Here is a 20,489-nt window from a genome sequence, read left to right on the forward strand (position 1 = left end):
GTGCGCCAACTATCTCGCCAACTCAGGGTATGCTTCCGTGTAGCGTCATCCCGCTCTAGGCGAGATTAGAATCCCCTCCCCGAGGGGAGGGGAGATAAAGCAGAAAAAGGCCCGGCGGTTTCCCGCCGGGCCTTTTCCGTTTCAGCCTCTATCGCGAGGGCTACTCGCGGTTGCTGCCCATGAAGCGCAGCAGGAAGAGGAAGAGGTTGATGAAGTCGAGGTAGAGCGTCAGCGCGCCCATGATGATCGACTTGCCGCGGAACGAGGTGCCCGCGACGTGGTCGTACATCAGCTTGATCTTCTGCGTGTCGTAGACCGTGAGGCCGGCGAACAGCAGCACGCCGATCAGGCTGATCGCGAAGCTGAGGCCGCTCGACTGCAGGAACAGGTTGATCAGGCTCGCGACGATCAGGCCGACGAGGCCCATGAGCAGGAAGGTGCCCATGCCCGACAGGTCCTTCTTCGTCGTGTAGCCGTAGAGGCTCAGCGCGCCGAAGGAGGCGGCCGTCGCGAAGAACGTGCTGGCGATCGAGGCGCCGGTGTAGGCGAGGAAGATCGTCGACAGCGACAGACCCATCAGCACCGCGTAACCCCAGAACAGCGCCTGGGCGGTGGTCTCCGAGATCTTGTTGATGCCGAAACTCAGCCACAGCACGAGGCCGAGCGGCGCGAACATGACGACATATTTCAGCACGCCGGGGCTCATGAACACCTGGGCGGCAAGGCCGCTGGCGGCAAAGCCGAACGCCACGAGGCCGGTAAGCAGCACGCCCGAGGCCATGTAATTGTAGACCGACAGCATGTAGGTCCGCAGGCCCTCGTCGCGCGCAACGGCGCCCGAGCGGGGAACCGAGGCGGTCGCTCCATAACTGGTGCGAGGGTCGAAATCAGCCATTTCAGGTCTCTCCCAAAAGGCCGGCGCAATGCCGGTTAATCGAAATATCGTGTCGAACGCTTACGCTTTCAAGCAAAACCGAACACGTCACAGCGTACGCAGCACCCGGTTCGGCCTTGCGGACAACGCGCTCCACGAGCCGACGAGCCCGAGACCGATCGTCACAGCGGCGCCGATCAGCACCGTTGCGACCACCGGCGGCCAGCTCGGCAGCCATTCGAGATCGAACGTCTGCGTCACCACATACCAGCCGGCGAGCGTGCCGAGCCCGAACGCCAGCCCGCTGACGATCGCCGCCAGCACACCATATTCGATGAGCAGCGCGCGCAGCACCTGCCAGCGCGTCGCACCGAGTACCTTCAGTAGTACAGCATCATAGGTCCGCGCCCGGCGGCCAGCAGCGAGCGCGCCGACCAGCACCGCGATGCCGGCGGCGACGGCGACGCTGGCGGCGGAGCGGACGGCGGCGGAGAGCTGCGTCAGCATGCCGGCGGCGGTCTCGATCACGTCCTTCACGCGGATCACCGACACGGTCGGGAAGCTGCGGGTGGCGTCGCGATAGAGGGCGCGTTCCTCGCTGGGCGAGACGGCGGCGGTGGCCATGAAGCTGTGCGGCGCGCCCTGCAGGGTGTTCGGCGAGAATATCATGACGAAGTTGAAGCCGAGCGAATCCCAGTCGATCTCGCGCAGCGAGGCGATCTCGGCGGTGATCTCGACGCCGAGCACCGAGATGGTCAGCGTGTCGCCGACGCCGACGCCGAGCGCCTGCGCCGCCTCGACATCGAGCGACACCAGCGGCGGGCCGTCATAGCCTTCCGGCCACCACTCGCCGCCGACGAGGCGGTTGCCCTGCGGAATCTCGTTCGCATAGGTGAGGCCGCGGTCGCCCCGCAGGATCCAGGCGCCGTCGGGAATGTCCTTCATCTCGCTGACCCGCTGGCCGTCGACAGCGACGACGGGGCCGCGCAGCGAGGGGACGAGGCGGAGCTCGGCTGCGGGCGCGTGGCGGCGGACGAGGCCTTCGAAGGTCTGCACTTCCGGTGAGGGGATATCGAGGAAGAAGAAGCTCGGGGCGCGATCGGGGATGCTGCGGTTGATCTGGCCCGAGAGGTTGGTCTCGATCACCGCGAGCGTCGCGAACAGGGTGAGGCCGAGGCCGAGCGCGACGACGAGCTGGCGGGTGAGCGCGCCGGGGCGGTGCAGGTTGGCGAGCGCGAGGCGGAGCAAGGTGCCCTTCGGGCGCGGCAGGCGCGCGGCGACGGCGCGGACGCCGGCGGCGAGGCCGGTCAGGATGAGCAGCAACGCCAGCGCCGCAGCGATGAAGCCGGCGGCGAACAGCGGCTCGCGGGCCTGCGCGATGGCGATGGCGGCGATGGCGAGCGCCGAGCCGACCACCGCGAGCAGCGTCGGCCAGCCGGGCCAGCGCACCGGCTCGACACCGGCGCGGAACAGCCGCGCGGCGGGGACGCTGCAGGCGCGGGCGAGCGGCCACAGCGCGAACACCACGGCAATGAGCACGCCGTAGGCGGCGCCGGTGAGCAGCGGGACCGGATAGAGCCCGAGTTCGGGCGGCGCAGGCAAGGCGCTGCCGGCGACCAGCACCACCGCCCAGGGCACAGCCGCGCCGACCAGCGCACCAACGGCGACGGCGACGAGGGCGACGAGGCCGATCTGCAGCAGATAGCTCTGGAAGATCAGCCGCGAGGTGGCGCCGAGGCTCTTGAGCGTCGCGATGGTGCCGCTCTTGGCGTCGAGGTAGGAGGCGACTCCGTTGCCGACGCCGACGCCCGCGACGACGAGCGCGGTGAGGCCGACGAGCGTCAGAAACTGGCTGATCCGCTCGACGAAACGGCGCACGCCCGGCGCGCCGTTGGTGCGGTCGTCGATGTCCCAGCCGGCATCGGGGAAACGCTCCTTCAGCGCCGGCTCGACCGCCTCGATATCGGCGGTCGGCGGCATGCGCAGGCGATAATGATACTGGAACAGGCTGCCCGGCTGGACGAGGCCGGTGGCGGGCAGCGTCTCCATCGAGATCATCACGCTCGGCCCGAGGGTGAAGCCCTCGCTGGCGCGGTCGGGCTCGTTCTCGATGACGCCCGACACGGTGAGCGTGGTGTTGCCCAGCTCGATGCGGTCGCCGACGGCGAGGTCAAGCTGATCGGCCAGCGCTTGAGCGATGACGGCGTTGGGGCCGCTGAGCGCAGTTTGCAGCGGCGTACCACCGGCGAGGCGGAAGTCGCCGTAGAGCGGATAAACGCCGTCGACCGCCTTCAGCTCGCCGAGAACGCGGGTGTCGCCGCCAACCTCGCCGACCATCGCGCGCATCCGAACGCCTTCGGAGACGTCGCCAAACTCGGCGAAGGCGGCGCGCTCGGCGTCGGTGGCGCGGCGGACGCCCAGCTCGATGGCGACGTCGCCGCCGAGGATTTCCTGGCCGCGCAAGGACAGCCCCTCGACGATCGACGCGCCGAGGCTGCCGACGCCCGCCAGCCCGGCCACACCGAGGAACAGGCAGATGGCGAGGAGGCGCAGCCCGGTGAGGCCACCGCGGAGTTCGCGAAGCGCGAAGCGGAGTGCGAGTGCCATCGCCGTTACACCCTCACCTGTCCGCTCCCGCAGGCGGGAGAGGGACGCCGTTCAAACCCCTCGCCCGCTTGCGGGAGAGGGAGGGGCCCAGCCGCAGGCTGGGAGGGTGAGGGTGCAGCGCCGACGCGTTTCAAGCTGCCACCCGGTCGCTGGCGATCTGGCCGTCGCGCATTTCGATGATGCGGCCGCAGCGGCCGGCGAGTTCGGTGTCGTGGGTGATGAGGACGAGTGTCGCGCCGGTTTCGCGCTGGCGGTCGAACATCAGCTCGACGATCGAATGGCCGGTGGCGGCGTCGAGGTTGCCGGTCGGCTCGTCGGCGAACAGGATCGCCGGCCCCGGCGCCATGGCGCGGGCGATGGCGACGCGCTGCTGCTCGCCGCCCGAGAGCTGCGCGGGATAGTGGCCGATGCGGTGGCCGAGGCCGACCGCGACCAGTTCACGCTCGGCGCGCTCGAAGGCGTCGGCGTGGCCGGCGAGTTCGAGGGGCACCGCGACATTTTCGAGCGCGGTCATCGTGGGGATCAGGTGGAAAGCCTGCAGCACGATGCCGATGCGGGCGCGCCGCGCCTCGGCCAGCGCATCCTCGCCGAGCCCTACGAAATCTTGGCCCGCGACGCGGATCTGGCCACCCGTCGCCTGCTCCAATCCTGAGAGGATCGCCATCAGCGACGATTTGCCCGAGCCCGAAGGCCCGAGGATTGCGACACTCTCGCCAGCGCCCACGCCCAGCGAGACGCCGCGGAGGATTTCGACGCGGCCGGCGCCGCTGGCGAGCGCGAGGGTGACATCGCGGGCGTCGATCACCATATCGGGAATGTTCATGCGGTTAGCTGGAGCCTTAGGCGATGAGGGGGCAATGAGGATCGTTACACATCCGTATAACGTGATTTCCGCATATGAGGCGCTGCGGCGCCTTGTCCACCTCACCCTGTTCGTTGTGCTAGGATCGATGCTGGTCAGTCCCGCTGCTGCCGCTCCGTCTGAGCGGCTGGTGCTGGCCTTCGGTGATTCCCTCACCGCCGGTTACCGGCTGAAGCCGACCGAGAGCTTCCCCGCGCAGCTCGAGGCGCAGTTGCGCGCCGACGGGCTGAAGGTGCGTGTGCACAATGCCGGCGTGTCGGGTGACACCACCTCGGGCGGCAAGGCGCGGCTGGCGTGGGTGCTGAACGGCCTCAAGCAGAAGCCCGACCTCGCGATCCTCGAGCTCGGCGCCAACGACATGCTGCGCGGTCAGAATCCGAAGCTGACCGAGGCGAACCTCGATGCCATGCTGGTCGAGTTCAGGAAGCGCGGCATCCCGGTGGTGCTGGCCGGAATGTTCGCCTCGCAGAATTTGGGCGTCCGCTATTTCGACGAGTTCAACGGCATCTTCCCGCGCCTCGCGAAGAAGCACGGCGCGACGCTCTATCCCTTCTTCATGAAGGGCGTGGTGTTCAACAAGACGCTGCTGCTCGACGACGGCATCCACCCCAACCGGCAGGGCGTCGCGCTGATCGCCAAGAACATGCTGCCGACGGTGAAGGCCGAGCTGCTGAAGCTGCCGGCGCCCAAGCCGGTGCCGAGCGTCGTTCCCGCCAAGGCCGCCAGTGCACCGGCTGTTCGTCGGGATTGATCCGCCCGAGGCGATCAAGGACCAGCTCATCGACCTGATGGGCGGCGTCGCCGGGGCGCGCTGGCAGTCCGACGAGCAGCTGCACCTGACATTGCGGTTCATCGGCGAGGTCGACCGGCATCAGGCGAACGATGTCGTCGCGGCGCTGGCATCGTTGCATGCGCCGCGGTTCGAATTGTCGCTGGCCGGGGTCGGGACGTTCGACAAGCGCGGGCAGGTCAATGCGCTGTGGGCGGGCGTGACGCCGCACATGGCGGTGCATGCGCTGCACAAGAAGATCGATCAGGCGATGGTGCGTGTCGGGCTGGAGCCCGAGCATCGGGCGTATCAGCCGCACATCACCCTGGCGCGGTTCGGGCGGGATACGGCGGGGCTGGACGGGTTTGTCGCGCAGCATGGCGGGCTGGCGAGCGCGCCGTTCGCGGTGGATGATTTCTGTTTGTACGAGAGCGAGCTGACGAACGCGGGGAGCGTATACACGATCGTCGAGCGGTATCGGCTGGATTAGGGCCGCCCGCTTCCCCTTCTTCGTCGTCCCCGCAAAGGCGGGGATCCAGTCCACTTGCGAACGCTCTGCCCGCTACCGCGGGCGCTTTTTTTGTCAGGCTGGGTCCCCGCCTTCGCGGGGAGGACGATCTGAGGTGGGTGGAGCTTACTTCCGCACCGCGTCCAACAGGCCCTTCGCCCCCGCTTCCACCAACGCATAGGTCTCATCGAACCCTTCCGGGCCGCCGTAATAGGGGTCGGGCACGTCGGGGATGCCCGTCTCCGGCGCATAGTCGAGCAGTTTTGCCACCGCCGCCGTCGCATCGGCCGGGCGCATCGCCTGCAGGTTGGCGAGGTTCGACGAATCCATCGCGATGATGTGATCGAAGCTGCGGAAATCGTCTTCCGTCACCAGCCTTGCGCGAAGCCCTGAGATATCGAGGCGGTTCTTCGCGGCGACCGCCTGCGCGCGCTTGTCGGGCGCATGGCCGAGGTGCCAGTCGCCGGTGCCGGCGGAATCGATGCGCACCGCGACGCCTTCGCGCGCCGCGAGATCGCGGAACACGCCTTCGGCCAGCGGCGAGCGGCAGATGTTGCCTAGGCAAACGAACAGGACCGACGGGGTCATGCTTCTCTTTCTCTCAACGGCGATGCATCCTGCCTTCAGATAGACGGCGCCGCCCATAAAACAACGCGCCGCACCCCGGGGAGATCATCGTGGAGCAGCAGGCAGCGACGACGGCGGACGAAGCGGAGATTCGCAAGAGCGACATCGGCGGCCCCTACGCCTGGTATGTGCTGGGCGTGCTGGTGCTGGTCTATATGATCAACTTCATCGACCGGCAGATCATCTCGATCCTCGCGGAAGATATCAAAGCCGATCTCGGCGTCACCGACGCCGATCTGGGCTTCCTCTACGGCACCGCCTTCGGCGTCTTCTATTCGCTGTTCGGCATCCCGCTCGGGCGGCTCGCCGACATGTGGTACCGCGGCCGGCTGATGACGATCGGCCTGTCGGTCTGGTCGTTGATGACCGCGGTGTCGGGCTTCGCGCAGAATTTCACGCAGCTGGCTGCGGCGCGCATCGGTGTCGGCATCGGCGAGGCGACCGCCTCCCCCTGCGCCTTCTCGATGATCTCCGACTATTTCCCCAAGGAGCAGCGCGCCACCGCGCTCGGCATCTATTCCTCCGGCCTCTACCTCGGCGCCGGCACCTCGCTGTTCATCGGCGGCCTTGTCGTCCAGTCGTGGAACGCCGCCTATCCGAGCGGCGGGCCGATGGGCCTGATGGGCTGGCAGGCAGCCTTCCTCGCCGTCGGTCTTCCGGGGCTGCTGCTCGCGATCTGGGTCGCGACCTTGCGTGAGCCGGTGCGCGGCCTCGCCGACGGCCACATCACCCCGGCCGAGCCCAATCCCTGGGGCAAGTTCTTCACCGAGCTGTCGAGCATCGTGCCGCCGTTGACGCTGGTGCATGCGGCGTTGAACGGCGTGGCGGCGCTGGTCACCAATGTCATCGGTCTCGCGATCATCGTCGCGGGGGCGTGGGGCATGGTGATGCTGACCGGCGATATCCCGCAGTGGGCGGCCGTCGGCCTCGGCGTTTACGCCGTCTTCTCCTGGTCGCAGTCGCTGAAGCGGCGCGACCCGGCGACCTACAAGCTGATCTGGGGCACGCCGGCGTTCATGCTGACGGTGCTCGGCTTCGGCCTGATCGCCTTCGGCACCTATGCGGTCGGCTTCTGGGCGGTGCCCTACGCGATCCGCGAATGGGGCGTCGACAAGGCGACCGCCGGCTTCCTGCTCGGCGGCGGCGCCGCGGCCTCGGGCTTCATCGGCGTCATCCTCGGCGGCCGCCTGTCCGACCGGTTCCGCCGCACCAATCCGTCGGGCCGCATCCTCATCGGCTTCCTGTCGATCTTCGGGTCGGCGCCGCTGCTGGTCTGGAGCTTCACGACGACCAGCGAGACCTTGTTCTACATCCTCGCCTTCGTGAACGGCATCTTCGCCTCGCTGTGGGTCGGCGTTGCCGCCGCCACCACGCAGGACCTGGTGCTGCCGCGCATGCGAGGTGCTGCCACCGCCACCTATTTCCTCGGCACCACGCTGATCGGCCTCGGCATGGGGCCCTATGCGGTCGGCAAGGTCAGCCTGATCACCGGCGACCTTGGCGTTGCCTGCATGAGCGTCATCGCGGTGATGCCGATCACCCTCATTAGCCTTGTGCTGGTCTATCGCTGGCTGCCAGAGGCGGAAGCGACGCGCTTCGAGCGCAGCGGCGAGACACCGGGAGCCTGAGCATGAAGATCGACGACCTCTTCTCCATCCGCGGCAAAGTCGCGCTGATCACCGGCGGCAGCCGCGGCATCGGCGAGATGATCGCGCGCGGCTATGTGGCGAACGGCGCCAAGGTCTACATCAGCTCGCGGAAAGGCAGCGACTGCGCGACGCTCGCCGAGGAACTGTCGCAGTTCGGCGAGTGTATTCCCCTGCCCGCCGACCTGGGGCGGATGGACGAGATCGAGCGGCTGGGCGCCGAGCTGGAGAAGCGCGAAGGCAAGCTCGACATCCTGATCAACAACGCCGGCGCCAGCTGGGGCGCGCCGTTCGACGAGTTCCCGGAAAGCGGCTGGGACAAGGTCATGGACCTGAACGTCAAGTCGGTGTTCTTCCTGACGCAGCGGCTGGTGAAGCTGCTGGAGGCCGCCGCCACGCCCGATGACTTCGCGCGGGTCATCAACATCGGGTCGATCGACGGCATCCATGTCTCGCCGATCGAGACCTACAGCTACGCCGCATCGAAGGCCGGCGTGAACCACATGACCCGGATGATGGCGAAGTTCCTCGCCGAGCGGCACATCGCGGTGAACGGCATCGCGCCGGGCTATTTCCCGTCGAAGATGACCGCCGGCATCGCCGAGGACGACGCCAAGGCGACGATGGAGGCGACGCCGATGAAGCGTCGCGGCCAGCCGCACGACATGGCAGGCATCGCCATCTACCTCGCGTCGAAGGCGAGCAGCTTCGTCTGCGGATCGGTGATTCCGGTCGACGGCGGGTACGCGACGACGGCTTAGGCGGCGCGCCTTTTCCCGAACAGCAGCAGGACGAAGCCGCCGGCGGTCACGACGGCCAGCGCCGGCAGTTCGTTGGTCGCCCCGAGCAGCAGCACGCCGGTGAACAGCGCGGCAGTGAACAGCGCGATGATGCCGCCTGCCGGCAGCTTGAACATTGCCGGCGGCGCGTCGGCGCGGTTGCGCAGGCGCCAGAGCGCGATGCAGCTGAGGATGTAGGAGATCAGCCGCGAGCCCGTCGAGATGGTGAGCGCGGTGAGGAGGTCGCTCGCCATTGCCGCGACGTAGGAAAGCACCCCCGAAAGCAGGATGGCGATCCACGGCGTGCGCCAGCGCGGGTGGATGGCGGCGAAGCGCGTCGGCACCTGCCCGTCGTCGGCGAGCGCCAGCAGCACGCGCGGCATGCCGATGCCGATGACGAACAGCGTGCCCAGGATGACGGTGATCGCCCCGGCCGACACCGCGACGGCGCCGATGCTGCCGTAGAGCAGCCGGCCGGCTTCGGCGAGCGGGCGATCGGTGGTCGAGGGGTCGGCGAGCGTGCCGATGCAGACCAGCAGCACCGCCGCATAGGCGAGCGTCGCGACGATCATGCTGATGCCGAGCGCCGCCGGCATGTCGCGCTTCGGATCGCGCGCCTCGCCGGCCAGCACCGCGCCGCGTTCGAAACCGGTGTAGGCGAACAGATAGACGAGCATCGCGGTGGCGAAATCGTCGATAGCCGGCGTCGCGCCGGTCTCGACGCGGCCGAGGTCCACGAACGGCAGGCCGGCAATCAGGAACAGCGCCACGAACGCCACCTTGATGACGATCAGCGCGTTGCTGACCCGCGCCGAGGGCGAGATGCCGACGATCACCACGCCGATCATCACCGCGCCGAGCAGGCCGATGGTGGCAAGGCGCGGCACGCCGCTTTCGAGGATGGGGGCGAAGCCGGCGAGATAGGAAACGAACAGATTGGCGAGCGTCGCCGTCGACATCACCTGCGCGATCCACAGCAGCCAGCCGGCGGCGAAGGCGGGGATGCGCCCCAATCCGTCGCGCACATAGAGATAGGGGCCGCCGGTGCCGGAGAAGCGGCTGCCGAGATCGGCGAAGCAGAGGATGAGCGGCAGCAGTGCCATCGCGCTGAGCAGCAGCACGGTGAAGCTCCATCCACCCGTCACCGCATAGACCTTGGCCGGCGCGGCAAGCATGCCGGCGCCGACCATGGCGTTCAGAAGGATGCCGGCGAGATCGCGGCGGGTGAGCGCGCGGACGAGCGTCGGCGCGGCGGTGTCGGCTGTCATCGCGAGAGGCTAGACGCGCCGCCGCGTGCGTCAAAGCCTATTCGGTGTTCATCTTCAGGAGCTCGATCTCGCGCTTCAGCCGCGACAGTTCGAGCTCGTAGATACGCGAGCAGTCGATGCGGTTCGGCTTCTTGCCGAGCGGCATGGTGATGCGCGCATAGGCCAGCGCCTCGCGGTCGCGGGTGTCTCCGCTGACGAAGCCGCGCGAGGCGGGGTCGACCGGTGACGAGGCGTTGCCGACCACGCCGAAGTCCACATAGGCGCCGTTCGAGTTCATGCTCTGGCGGCAACGCGTGCCGCTCGCCGTCTCGATGGTGTCCTCGCCGCCCGCGCCGCCCGGCGCCTGCGGCAGGTAGGCGCCCTCAATCGCTGAGGCTGGCGATAGCGGCGGCAGGATCAGACAGGCGGCGAGCCACCAGTTTCGAACAGACGCGCGCATTTACAGTTACTCCCTGCGGCGGAGCGGCAAGCTCGCCGCAAACACGGAAACGATAGGTCTCGCCGGGGGCGAGGTCCTTGACGATGACGAGCAGCTGACGCTGGCCGCCGCCGGCGAGCTGTGCCTGCCCCGGCACGATGCGGACGCGGCCGGCGGTCGCTTCGCTCTCCCAGTCGATGCTGTGCAGCGCGAAGCGCTCCGCATGGTCGTAGGGGTTGATCAGCGTCAGGTAGAAACCCTTGCTGTCGCTGTCGGTGATCCCCGACTTGGTGAGCGGGCCGAGGCCGATGGCGGCGGCGGGCACGGCGAGCAACAGCGTAGCCGCAGCGAGGGCGCGCGCTACTGCTGGCATGTGACGGTCGTCGCGATGGTGTAGGTGCCGGAGGTAAAGCCGGCGCTGTCCAGCGCGCGCGCGTTGAACGTCAGCACGTCGAGCAGGCCGTTGGCGGTGTAGCTGCTCGAGCTGTCGGTATAGGCCTGGTTGCCGCCGGCGAGCGACGTGTAGCGCAACCCGAGCGTCGGCGAGCGCCCGTAGGACACCGGCGAGGCGGCGAGCGTCGGCGCCGAGACGTTGATCTGCGGCGCCACACCGGTGGCGACGATGGTCAGGGTCGCGGCCAGGCCGCCGACCTCTTCCGAGCTCAGGGTCGTACCGGCCGACGACACGCGCAGCGCACCGGCGGTGCCGAGCGTGAGGATGCAGCTATTGAGGACGAGGCCAGAAAGATTGACGGTCGCCGCGTTCGCCTGAGGGGCGGCGGCGAGGCACAGAGCGACCCCTGCCAGCAGACTTATACGCAACATACATTCACTCCCTGAACACGACCCGGAATCTGGGCGGACAGGGTAAAGAGGCGGTTAATTCCCGCCTGTGGAAACTACGTAGCGAGGTGGGTGAGGCTGGCCAGCAGATGCTCGGTCACGATGTCGCGCGCGCGGCCCGGCGCGTCGCCGAGGGTGTCGTGCAGCATCGGGCCGATCAGTGAATCACCCAGGCTGGTCAGCACCAGCAGCAGGGTGATGTCGACGATGCGACGGTGCGCTTGGTCGGCGGGCATCGACGCGCCGGCCTCGATGGCGCGGATCAGGTCGCCGAGCACGTCGAACAGCGGGCGCAGCCGCGCCGCCTCCCCGGTCGAGGCCAGCCAGGCGGCCAGCCGGCCGATGCCGTCGCGGCCGTGCGCGTCGAACACCAGGTCGACGATGTCGCGCGGCGACCCCTCCCCGCTGCGCAGGCGGTCGACTGCCTGCTGCGCGCGATCGACGGTGTCGCGGATCATCCGGTCCATCAGTGCCGCCTGAAGCCCCGCCGCGCTGCCGAAATGGTGGAGGAGATTGGCGTGGCCGGTGCCGATGCGCCCCGCCACGCCCTTCAGGGTCACCGCCGCCGGCCCCGATTCGATGAGCAGCGCACGCGCCGCCTCGACGGCGGCCTCGCGCGCGGCTTCGGAGGTGCGGCGGATACGTTTTGGCGCTTCTATTGACACGTTTGTCAGTATCTCTTAGTTACAAGCTCAACCGACCATAGCCGCATTGGACTTCCTTGCCATGGCCTCGCTCGCCACCCCCGCCGACCTCGCCATCGTCCCGCGCAACCTGCGCTTCGGCCGCAACGAGCGCCGCGAGCGCTGGTGGCTCGGCGGCGACCCGTTCGGCACCGCCTACAACAATGCGATGTCGATCACCTTCCCGCAGGGCGAGGCCTTCTTCATCGAGACCGTCCGCCGCTTCCGCGACGCGGTACCCGCCGAGCTGGGCGCGCAGATCGACCTGTTCGTGAAGCAGGAAATTCACCACACCCGCGAGCATGTCGCCTTCAACCGCCAGGTCGCCGACGCCGGCTATGAGGTGAAGGCGATGGAGGAGTGGGTGCGCGAGCGGCTGACCGAATCGCGCGCGCAGCACCCGGTGGCGCAGCTCTGCGTCACGGTCGCGCTCGAGCATTTCACCGCGATCTTCGCGCACCACATGCTGACTAACCCCGAGATGTTCGACGGCGCATCGGAGGAAGCGCGGCGCATGTGGACCTGGCATGCGATCGAGGAGGTCGAGCACAAGGCGGTGGCCTTCGACACCTATATGCACATCACCCGCGAGCTGAAGCCGGCGAAGCGCTGGGCGATCCGCAGTCTGGTGTTCTGGCGGGTGTCCAAGAATTTCGTGCGCGGCCGCAGCCGTGACGCGCTCGAACTGCTGCGCCAGGACGGCATCACCGGCTGGGCGGCGTGGAAGGGCCTTTTGAACTATCTGCTCGTTCGCCCCGGCGCGCTGCGCAAGGTGTTCCCGATGTGGCTGAGCTATTTCCGCCCGGGCTTCCATCCGTGGGATCATGACGACCGGCATCTGATCGAGAAGGTCGAGGCGGAGCTGCGGCTGGAAGCGCCGGTCGCCGAGGCGGCGTAAGCCTACACGCTAGATAGGTTGCCCGCCCGCGGGACCGCGCCTTAAGCTCCGCTCAAATCAAGATAGCGGGGAGTGGCCGGTCATGGCGGAGATCTACGACCATATCATCGTCGGGGCCGGGTCGGCGGGCTGCGTGCTCGCCAACCGGCTGTCGGCCGACCCGTCGAAGCGGGTGCTGCTGCTGGAGGCGGGCAGCAAGGACAAGGGCATGATGTTCCACATGCCCGCCGGCCTCGCGCAGATCATCCCGCCGGAAAAGAACAGCAAGGCGAACTGGTCCTACTGGACCGAGCCGCAGCGCCACCTCAACAACCGCAAGCTCTACTGGCCGCGCGGCAAGACGCTCGGCGGGTCGTCGTCGATCAACGGCATGGTCTATATCCGCGGCCATTCGAGCGACTATGACCATTGGGCGCAGCTCGGGTGCACCGGCTGGGGCTGGGGCGATGTCCTCCCCTTTTTCCGCCGGTCGGAGAGTTCCGAGCGCGGCGGCTGCGACTTTCACGGCAACGAGGGCCCGCTCAACACCTCGACGCGCCACCTGCCCCACCCGCTGACCGAGGCGTTCCTCGACGCGTCGGAGCAGGCGGGCATCGGCCGCACCGCCGACTTCAACGGCGCGCAGATGGAAGGCGCCGGCATCTATGATTCGACGACCAAGGCCGGCTGCCGCTGGTCGGCGGCGAAGGCCTATCTGGAGCCGGCGCTACAGCGGCCCAACCTCGAGGTTCGCACCGACGTGCTGGTCGAGCGCGTCACCTTCGACGGCAAGCGCGCCACCGGCGTCGCGCTGCGCCGCAGCGGTCGCCGCGAGGAGGTGAAGGGCCGCGAGGTCATTCTGTCGGGCGGCGCGATCAACAGCCCGCAGCTGCTCATGCTGTCGGGCATCGGCCCGGCCGCGCAGTTGAAGAGCCTCGGTATCGAGGTCGTTCACGCCGCGCCCGAGGTGGGCCACAATTTGCAGGACCATCTCGACGTCATCCTGCAATGGGCGTGCAAGCAGCCGATCACGCTCAACGGCAACGCCGCCTTCCACAGGAAGGTCGGCGCGCTGTTCTCGTGGCTGTTCCAGAAGGACGGGCCGGGCAGCTATATCCCGACGCCCGCCGGCGCCTTCTTCTCGACGCGCCCCGGCCTTGCCGCCCCCGATGTGCAGATCCATTTCGTCGCCGCCAAGGTCGAGCCGCACGGGCGCGGCGAGATGAGCGCCGAGCATGGCTTCCAGATGCATGTCTGCCAGGTCCGCCCCGAATCGCGCGGCCATATCGCGCTGAAGTCGGCGGACCCGAGCGAGCATCCGCTGATCGACCCCGACTATCTGTCGGCGCCCGCCGACGTCGAAACTCTGCTCGCCGGCATCGACATCACCCGGCGCATTGCCGCCTCGCCGGCGTTCGATGCGTTCCGGGGCAAGGAATATTGGCCGGGCGACGCGGTGCAGTCGCGCGAGCAGGTGCTCGCCGCGGCGCGCGACTGGGCGGAGACGATCTATCACCCGGTCGGCACCTGCCGGATGGGTGCCGACCCGGCCTCGGTGCTCGATCCGCAGTTGCGGGTGCGCGGGGTCGAGGGGCTTCGCGTCGTCGATGCCTCGGTGATGCCGACGCTGGTCAGCGGCAATACCAACGCGCCGACGATGATGATCGCCGAGAAGGCGAGCGACCTGATTCTGGGCGAAGGCAAGCTGGCCGCTGCCGCCTGACCAATTCATTGTCATCCCCGCGAAGGCGGGGACCCACTTACCAACGGTGCAACTGTCACTGGGTGGGTCCCCGCCTTCGCGGGGATGACAGAATGGGGAGAAACTGATGTCCGTCGAACCCTTCACCATCCCGGTCGCGGCGGAGGAAGCCGACTGGATTCGTCGCCGCGTCGAGGAATTCCGCTTCTTCGAGGAGCCGGCCGACGCCGGCTGGAGCTATGGCGCCAACCGCGCCTATCTGGAGGCGCTGCGCGACTATTGGCTGACGCAGTACGACTGGCCGGCGTGGGTCGAGCGGCTGAACCGCCATCCGCAGGTTCGCATCGAGGTCGAGCCGGGGTTCCGGCTGCACGCTATTCACCGCCGCTCGTCGCGAGCGGATGCGCGCCCGCTGCTGATCGCGCACGGTTGGCCGGGGTCGATCCTCGAGTTCGATGCGATCGTCGAACGGCTGGCCGAGCCCGAATCGCTAGACACCCCTGCCTTCCATGTCGTGGCGCCGTCGCTGCCGGGCTATGCCTGGTCCGACAAGCCGGAAAGGCCGATCGGGCCGCGCACCGTCGCCGGGCTCTACGACAGGCTGATGCCGGCGCTCGGCTATGACCGCTATGTCTATCAGGGCGGCGACTGGGGCTGCGTGATCGGCGGCTGGATCGGGCTCGACAGCGCCCGCGTCGCGGCGATCCATTTGAACGGCTTCGGCCTGCGCCCCGCCGATATGCGGCCGCGCACGCCCCAGGAAGAAAAGTGGCTGGCCTGGGCGATCAACATCCGCGCCACCGAAACCGCCTATCTCCAGTTGCAGGGCACCAAGCCGCAGAGCCTTGCCTATGCGATGATGGATTCGCCGATGGGCGTCGCCGCCTGGCTGGTCGAGAAGTTCGCCGGCTGGTCGGACGGCAAAGGCCCGGCGGTCGAGGATTATCCGTTCGACATGGACCGGATGCTCACCAACATCATGATCTACCTGACCTCGCGGTCGTTCCACACCGCGACGTGGATCTACGCCGGCATGTTCCGCGAGGGCGGGTTCAACATTCCGCCCGATCGCCGCATCGAGGTGCCGACCGGCGTCGCGGCGTTCCCCAAGGATCTGCTCGCCTTCCCGCCGCGCGCGATGGTCGAGCGCGGCTACAATGTCGTCCACTGGACCGACATGCCGCGCGGCGGCCATTTCGCCAGCCTCGAGGAGCCCGAGCTGTTCCTCGCCGACGTGCGCAAATTCGCCGCCGCTTTGCCGCGCGGCTGAACGCCCGCTAAGAGCGCGGGATGACCGATCCCGAATGGCGCGTCGAGCCGGGGCTCACCGACTATGCGGCGGCACTCGCCGCGATGGAGGCGCGCGTCGAGGCGATCCGTGACGGCAGCGCGCCTGAGCGCATCTGGCTGGTCGAGCATCCGCCGGTCTACACGGCGGGCACCAGCGCCATCGACACCGACCTCGTCGAGCCCGAGCGCTTCCCGGTGTTCCAGACCGGGCGCGGCGGGCAGTACACCTATCATGGCCCCGGCCAACGGGTTGGCTATGTCATGCTCGACCTCAATGCCCGCGGGCGGGACGTGCGCTGCTTCGTCGATGCGCTGGAGGACTGGATGATCGCCGCGCTCGCCCGCTTCGGCGTGACGGCGTTCAAGGCCGACGGGCGTGTTGGTGTGTGGACGGCGACGCCGGCGGGCGAGGCGAAGATCGGCGCGATCGGCGTCCGCGTGCGGCGCTGGGTGACCTTCCACGGGTTCGCGCTCAACGTATCGCCCGACCTCTCGCATTTCGGCGGCATCGTGCCCTGCGGCCTGCCCGACTATCCGGTGACCAGCCTCGCCGCGCTCGGCATCGAGGCGAGCCTTGCCGATGCCGACGCGGCGCTCGCCGCCACCTTCCCCGCCTTCCTCGCGCGTCTCGCCGCCCGCCAGGCCGCCACATGCCGCTAGAGGCGCTGGCGGCGTTGATCGCGGCAGGGATCGTCGCGGGATTCGTCGCCGGGCTGTTCGGGGTCGGCGGCGGCGTCGTGATGGTGCCGGTGTTGCGCTTCCTCGCCGACGCGCTCGGCTGGCCGCCCGACCAGGCGATGCACTTCGCCGTCGCCACCTCGACCGCGGCGGTGCTGCCTACCGCCATCTCTTCGGCGCGCGCGCATTACCGCCACGGCAATGTCGACATGGATATCGTGCGCCGCTGGGCGCCGCCGATGGCACTGGCGGCGATCGCGGCGGCGACGGTCGCGCCATATATATCAACGGTCGGGCTGACCCTGGTGTTCGCCGTCTTCGCCGCGATCGTCGGCCTGCGCATGGCGGCGAGCGCCGACTGGCGCTGGCGCGAAACCTTGCCGGGAGCGGGCGTGCAGCGGCTGCTGGCGGCGCTGGTCGGCTGGCTGTCGTCATGGATGGGTATCGGCGCAGGCACACTCGGTGTGCCGACGCTGGTGGCGGTCGGCGCGCCGATTCACCGGGCGGTGGGCACGGCGGCATTGCTCGGCGTTTTCGTGTCCGCGCCGGCACTTATCGGCTGGCTTGCCAGCGCGCGACACGCTCCCGCGGTCGCAGGACCTGCGGTCGGCTATATTCAGTTGCTGCCGCTCGCGGCCATGCTGCTGCCGATGGTCTTGCTCGCGCCGCTGGGAGCACGCATCGCAAAATCGTTGCCGCCCAGTAACTTACGGCGTATCTTCGGGCTATTCCTTATATGTGTGTCGGTCGCGTTGCTTGACCGGGCCATGCGTTAATCTTGGGGGGCGCAAGACGCCGCAAGAGCATGTTCGCCCGCTATGACGAAGCCCTATGTAATCGCGCTTGAGGGGCGCGCGGTTCTTGGCTAATGTCCAGCCCGGTTTGGGAACCAAGGGCTAACCAAATCCAACTGAGATTTAACAAGGAGTCAGGAAATGGGTGATCTTCTCACGAAGCTGAAGTCGGCGTCGCTGGTTGCTGGCGCGGCTCTCCTCGTCGTCGCTTGCGGCGGTTCGGAAGAGGCTGCCACGGACGCCGCGACGGCTGATGCCGCTGCCGACGCCGCTGTTGCCGACGCTGCGACGGCCGACGCCGCCGCTGCCGACGCGACCGCGATGGACGCCGCTGCCGGCGCCGACGCCGCTGCTGCTGACGCTGCTGCCGCGACGACCGACGCCACGATGGCGCCGGCCGACGCTGCGACGACCGACGCCGCTGCGACCACCGAGACGACCCCGCCGCCGGCTCAGTAAGCCGACGACGCGTTCTTTTCGGACGAATCGGGAAGGGCCGCCCCTCGGGGCGGCCCTTCTTCTTTTTGGGGCAGTTCGCCCCTTACATCGGCCGCCTCCCCCTTAAATTTGCGTGGGGCTCGATTTTTCGCTTGAGGCCGCCGCCTCCCCTCCGGCATCGTCCGCGCAACGACATCATCAAAGGGGAGTTCGCACCAATGAGCCTTGACCAGATCACCGAACAGATGCGCACCAAGGTCGGCGCCGGCGGCACGCTCAACAAGTCGGTGAAGTTCGACTTCGGCAGCGACGGCGTCGTGCGCGTCGACGATACGGCGAAGCCCGCCGTCGTCGACAACCAGGACCTGCCGGTCGACTGCACCGTGAAGGTTTCGCTGGCCGACTTCGCCGACATCGCCTCGGGCAAGCAGAACCCGCAGATGGCCTTCATGATGGGCAAGCTGAAGGTCGAAGGCGACATGTCGGTCGCGATGCAGCTCGGCAAAATCCTCGGCTGATCCACTTTTTCCCGGGATTTCCGCCGCCGCGTCGTGGCCGCTCGTCAGGGCGGTTGCGGCGCGGCGGTTTGACTCAGGGCACCAGCCCTCTGGCGGTGGAATCGCGCTCGCATTAAGGATAGTGAACCACGGGAGGCAATACCGCGCCGCCGACGGCGAGACGCGGAGCGATTGGGGGTAACAGATGCGTTCTATGCTGCGAGCTTCGATGGTGCTGATCGGCACCGTATCGGCGATCTCCGTACAGGCCCAGGGCACCGCCCCGGTATCGGATGCGGACTGGCCGCGCGGCGTCATGCGACCCGTGGCGATGCGCGACCTGACGCCCGCGGAGCAGCGCGCCCATCACATCTGGAGCATGCGCGCCGCGCTTAACGTCGCGGCGCTGCAATGCCAGTTCTCGCCGTTCCTGCGCACCGTGAAGAACTACAACCAGATGCTGCCGCATCACGCGACCGAACTCGCCTCGGCGCTGAAGACGATGAACGGGCATTTCGTCCGGCTCGACGGCGCCAAGAAGGGCCGCCAGACCTTCGATCAGTATACGACGAAGACCTACAACAGCTTCTCGACGCTCGAGGCGCAGCTCACCTTCTGCCAGAAGGCGTCGGAGATCGGCTGGGAGATGCTGGCCGCGAAGAAAGGCGCCTACGCCGACATCGCCGCGACGCGGCTGCCGGAGATCCGCCACGCGCTGATCCCGACCACCAACCCGCTGCTGCTCGTCCGCCTTGGCTGGATGGACGCCCCGCGCCTTGTCGACCCCTGCGTCGACCGCAAGGGCAGGGCGATCCCGCTGGGGTCGAAGAAGTGCAGCTGACGCACGGCCGTCACCGCTAAAGCAAGAAAACGCCCGCTCAATCGAGCGGGCGTTTTTCGTTGGGATCCCTGCGCCGGATGATTTCGCCCCCTTGATGGTGCGTCATCGCGACATGCGGCTATCGAAACACGCAGCACAAAAGAAAAGGGCCGCTCCGGAAAGGAGCGACCCCAATCTTGTAGGCTTGCGCCCGGCTTACTGGGCCGGAGCAGCGCCACCCGCGAAGTTGATCTCCACGCGGCGGTTCTGCGGCTCGCGCACACCGTCGGCGGTCTCGACGAGCGGACGGCTCTCACCGAACGCTTCGCTGGTGATCACGCCACCCGGGATGCCCTTGCCGACCAGGTAGTCGCGGACACCGGCAGCGCGGCGCTCCGAGAGACCCTGGTTGTAGCTGTCCGAACCCGACTTGTCGGCGTGGCCGGCAAGCGTGACGCTGGCCTGACCGGTCGACGCATACTGCGCCGCGACATTGTCGAGGATCGAGGCCGCTTCGGTCGTGATATCCGACTTATCCCAGTCGAAGAACACGATGAACGGACCCGGAGCCGGCGGCGGGGGCGGCGGGGGCGGCGGAGCAGGCGGCTCAGCCGGTGCCGGCGGCGGCGGCGGCGGAGCAGCAACCGGCTCTTCCGGCGCGCCGAAGTTGTAGATCAGGCTGGCGAGCAGGCTGTGGCTGCGGAAACGGCCCGTCGCTTCACGACCGTCGTTCAGGACGAGATCGACCTGCTCGACGTTGAAGAAGCGGTACTTCAGGCCCAGCTCCACGTTGTCGCTGACCGCGCGACGAACGCCGGCGACGACCTGATAGGCAACGCCCGTGTCGCTGTCGTCAGCGAACGAAGCGGCGGTGCCGGTCAGCGCGTTGCCCGAGGCCTTGACGCGAGCGACACCGATACCGGCGCCGATCGAGCCCGCCCACGGCGAGTCAACGCCGCCGAAGTCGAACATGCTGTTGAGCATGAAGCTCAGCGCGCTGGTGTCGCCCGTCGCACCCGTGAAGCGACCGGTAACGCCGCCCGGAAGGGCGTTGGTCGCGTTCAGACCCGAAGTCGTGATCGTGCTGACATCGGCCTTCTTGTAGCCGAGTTCGAACTCGATGCGCGTCGGGCCGAGATCGTAACCGACGATGAGGTCGCCATCGAAGCCGACCTTGTGGTTCACTTCAGCGGCATTCGGAAGGACGCCACCGGTCGTCGGGAAGATATCGTACTGGATGTTCTCCACGATCATCCCGCCGCCTTCGACGCCAACGTACCATGCGCCATCGCGAGCCAGGGCCGGCCCAGCGAGCGCGGTCGTCGCCAGCGCAAGCGCCACGGCAAATTTCCGCATCTGATTCCCCTTTCTTCAGTTCGTGCCTATAACGAGGCATCCAGAAACCGCTCTAACCCAGCGGTCATAGGCGCGCAAGCGGCGAAATACCCTGTTCTGTTGCAGAAACAACGCACTTGCTCATGAAGTAACGCCAAAGTCCTGCGTCGCTTC

Annotated in this window: 22 protein-coding genes; 12 read left to right on the forward strand and 10 right to left on the reverse strand. The window is 67.8% G+C overall.

Going from position 1 to position 20,489, the window contains the following annotated elements:
- Window positions 1–160 precede the first annotated feature (160 nt).
- The 3 genes from ACFOMD_RS03275 to ACFOMD_RS03285 form a co-directional block, all read right to left on the reverse strand.
- On the reverse strand, window positions 161–895 hold the full coding sequence (locus tag ACFOMD_RS03275) for a Bax inhibitor-1/YccA family protein (RefSeq protein WP_380856792.1): 735 nt from the start codon (window positions 893–895) through the stop codon (window positions 161–163).
- An 87-nt stretch (window positions 896–982) separates the two neighbouring features.
- On the reverse strand, window positions 983–3,481 hold the full coding sequence (locus ACFOMD_RS03280) for an ABC transporter permease (protein WP_380856795.1): 2,499 nt from the start codon (window positions 3,479–3,481) through the stop codon (window positions 983–985).
- A 130-nt stretch (window positions 3,482–3,611) separates the two neighbouring features.
- Complete coding sequence (locus tag ACFOMD_RS03285) at window positions 3,612–4,304, reverse strand: ABC transporter ATP-binding protein (RefSeq protein WP_380856798.1); 693 nt, start codon at window positions 4,302–4,304, stop codon at window positions 3,612–3,614.
- Window positions 4,305–4,365: 61 nt separating this feature from the next.
- Here ACFOMD_RS03285 and ACFOMD_RS03290 point away from each other — a divergent pair, with 61 nt between their 5' ends.
- Entirely contained in the window at window positions 4,366–5,094 is a 729-nt protein-coding gene (locus ACFOMD_RS03290) for an arylesterase (protein ID WP_380856801.1), read from the forward strand.
- Window positions 5,069–5,602, forward strand: a complete 534-nt coding sequence (gene thpR / locus ACFOMD_RS03295; protein ID WP_380856804.1) for an RNA 2',3'-cyclic phosphodiesterase — start codon at window positions 5,069–5,071, stop codon at window positions 5,600–5,602. Before ACFOMD_RS03290 ends, thpR begins: the two co-directional genes overlap by 26 nt.
- A gap of 144 nt (window positions 5,603–5,746) precedes the next feature.
- On the opposite strand, the gene ACFOMD_RS03300 is transcribed toward thpR, so the two are convergent.
- Complete coding sequence (locus ACFOMD_RS03300; protein WP_380856807.1) at window positions 5,747–6,208, reverse strand: low molecular weight protein-tyrosine-phosphatase; 462 nt, start codon at window positions 6,206–6,208, stop codon at window positions 5,747–5,749.
- A gap of 89 nt (window positions 6,209–6,297) precedes the next feature.
- Between ACFOMD_RS03300 and ACFOMD_RS03305 the strand changes: the two genes are divergently transcribed.
- On the forward strand, window positions 6,298–7,875 hold the full coding sequence (locus tag ACFOMD_RS03305) for a spinster family MFS transporter (RefSeq protein ID WP_380856810.1): 1,578 nt from the start codon (window positions 6,298–6,300) through the stop codon (window positions 7,873–7,875).
- 2 nt (window positions 7,876–7,877) lie between these two features.
- Window positions 7,878–8,654 carry an SDR family oxidoreductase gene (locus ACFOMD_RS03310; protein WP_380856813.1) on the forward strand — a complete coding sequence of 259 codons (777 nt, stop codon included), beginning with the start codon at window positions 7,878–7,880 and terminating at the stop codon, window positions 8,652–8,654.
- Here the strand turns inward: ACFOMD_RS03310 and ACFOMD_RS03315 are convergent.
- The 5 genes from ACFOMD_RS03315 to ACFOMD_RS03335 form a co-directional block, all read right to left on the reverse strand.
- Window positions 8,651–9,940, reverse strand: a complete 1,290-nt coding sequence (locus tag ACFOMD_RS03315; protein WP_380856816.1) for an APC family permease — start codon at window positions 9,938–9,940, stop codon at window positions 8,651–8,653. The genes ACFOMD_RS03310 and ACFOMD_RS03315 overlap by 4 nt on opposite strands.
- A gap of 37 nt (window positions 9,941–9,977) precedes the next feature.
- Window positions 9,978–10,379, reverse strand: a complete 402-nt coding sequence (locus ACFOMD_RS03320; RefSeq protein WP_380856819.1) for a hypothetical protein — start codon at window positions 10,377–10,379, stop codon at window positions 9,978–9,980.
- Entirely contained in the window at window positions 10,303–10,692 is a 390-nt protein-coding gene (locus ACFOMD_RS03325) for a hypothetical protein (protein WP_380856822.1), read from the reverse strand. The genes ACFOMD_RS03320 and ACFOMD_RS03325 overlap by 77 nt, the downstream gene beginning before the upstream one ends.
- 26 nt (window positions 10,693–10,718) lie before the next feature.
- Window positions 10,719–11,183 carry a hypothetical protein gene (locus tag ACFOMD_RS03330; RefSeq protein ID WP_380856825.1) on the reverse strand — a complete coding sequence of 155 codons (465 nt, stop codon included), beginning with the start codon at window positions 11,181–11,183 and terminating at the stop codon, window positions 10,719–10,721.
- A gap of 74 nt (window positions 11,184–11,257) precedes the next feature.
- Window positions 11,258–11,866, reverse strand: a complete 609-nt coding sequence (locus ACFOMD_RS03335) for a TetR/AcrR family transcriptional regulator (protein ID WP_380856828.1) — start codon at window positions 11,864–11,866, stop codon at window positions 11,258–11,260.
- 61 nt (window positions 11,867–11,927) lie between these two features.
- Between ACFOMD_RS03335 and ACFOMD_RS03340 the strand changes: the two genes are divergently transcribed.
- The 8 genes from ACFOMD_RS03340 to ACFOMD_RS03375 all read left to right on the forward strand — a co-directional run bounded on the left by ACFOMD_RS03340 (window position 11,928) and on the right by ACFOMD_RS03375 (window position 19,001).
- Complete coding sequence (locus ACFOMD_RS03340) at window positions 11,928–12,782, forward strand: metal-dependent hydrolase (RefSeq protein WP_380856831.1); 855 nt, start codon at window positions 11,928–11,930, stop codon at window positions 12,780–12,782.
- A gap of 82 nt (window positions 12,783–12,864) precedes the next feature.
- A complete protein-coding gene (locus tag ACFOMD_RS03345) occupies window positions 12,865–14,484 on the forward strand; it encodes a GMC family oxidoreductase (protein ID WP_380856834.1) in 1,620 nt (539 codons plus the stop codon).
- A gap of 106 nt (window positions 14,485–14,590) precedes the next feature.
- On the forward strand, window positions 14,591–15,733 hold the full coding sequence (locus tag ACFOMD_RS03350; RefSeq protein WP_380856837.1) for an epoxide hydrolase family protein: 1,143 nt from the start codon (window positions 14,591–14,593) through the stop codon (window positions 15,731–15,733).
- A gap of 20 nt (window positions 15,734–15,753) precedes the next feature.
- Window positions 15,754–16,413, forward strand: a complete 660-nt coding sequence (lipB, locus tag ACFOMD_RS03355; RefSeq protein WP_380856840.1) for a lipoyl(octanoyl) transferase LipB — start codon at window positions 15,754–15,756, stop codon at window positions 16,411–16,413.
- Window positions 16,404–17,207, forward strand: coding sequence for a sulfite exporter TauE/SafE family protein (locus ACFOMD_RS03360; RefSeq protein ID WP_380856843.1), 804 nt, complete (start codon window positions 16,404–16,406; stop codon window positions 17,205–17,207). The genes lipB and ACFOMD_RS03360 overlap by 10 nt, the downstream gene beginning before the upstream one ends.
- 159 nt (window positions 17,208–17,366) lie before the next feature.
- Complete coding sequence (locus tag ACFOMD_RS03365; protein WP_380856846.1) at window positions 17,367–17,684, forward strand: hypothetical protein; 318 nt, start codon at window positions 17,367–17,369, stop codon at window positions 17,682–17,684.
- A 197-nt stretch (window positions 17,685–17,881) separates the two neighbouring features.
- The gene (locus ACFOMD_RS03370) at window positions 17,882–18,181 is read left to right on the forward strand and encodes an SCP2 sterol-binding domain-containing protein (protein ID WP_380856849.1); all 300 of its coding nucleotides are present in this window, start codon (window positions 17,882–17,884) and stop codon (window positions 18,179–18,181) included.
- Window positions 18,182–18,374: 193 nt separating this feature from the next.
- Complete coding sequence (locus tag ACFOMD_RS03375) at window positions 18,375–19,001, forward strand: hypothetical protein (protein WP_380856852.1); 627 nt, start codon at window positions 18,375–18,377, stop codon at window positions 18,999–19,001.
- Window positions 19,002–19,196: 195 nt separating this feature from the next.
- Here the strand turns inward: ACFOMD_RS03375 and ACFOMD_RS03380 are convergent, their stop codons facing one another.
- On the reverse strand, window positions 19,197–20,336 hold the full coding sequence (locus ACFOMD_RS03380) for an OmpA family protein (RefSeq protein WP_380856855.1): 1,140 nt from the start codon (window positions 20,334–20,336) through the stop codon (window positions 19,197–19,199).
- Window positions 20,337–20,489 lie beyond the last annotated feature (153 nt).

The sequence above is a fragment of the Sphingoaurantiacus capsulatus genome (assembly GCF_042648405.1).
In the GTDB taxonomy this organism is placed as follows: Bacteria; Pseudomonadota; Alphaproteobacteria; order Sphingomonadales; family Sphingomonadaceae; genus Sphingoaurantiacus; species Sphingoaurantiacus capsulatus.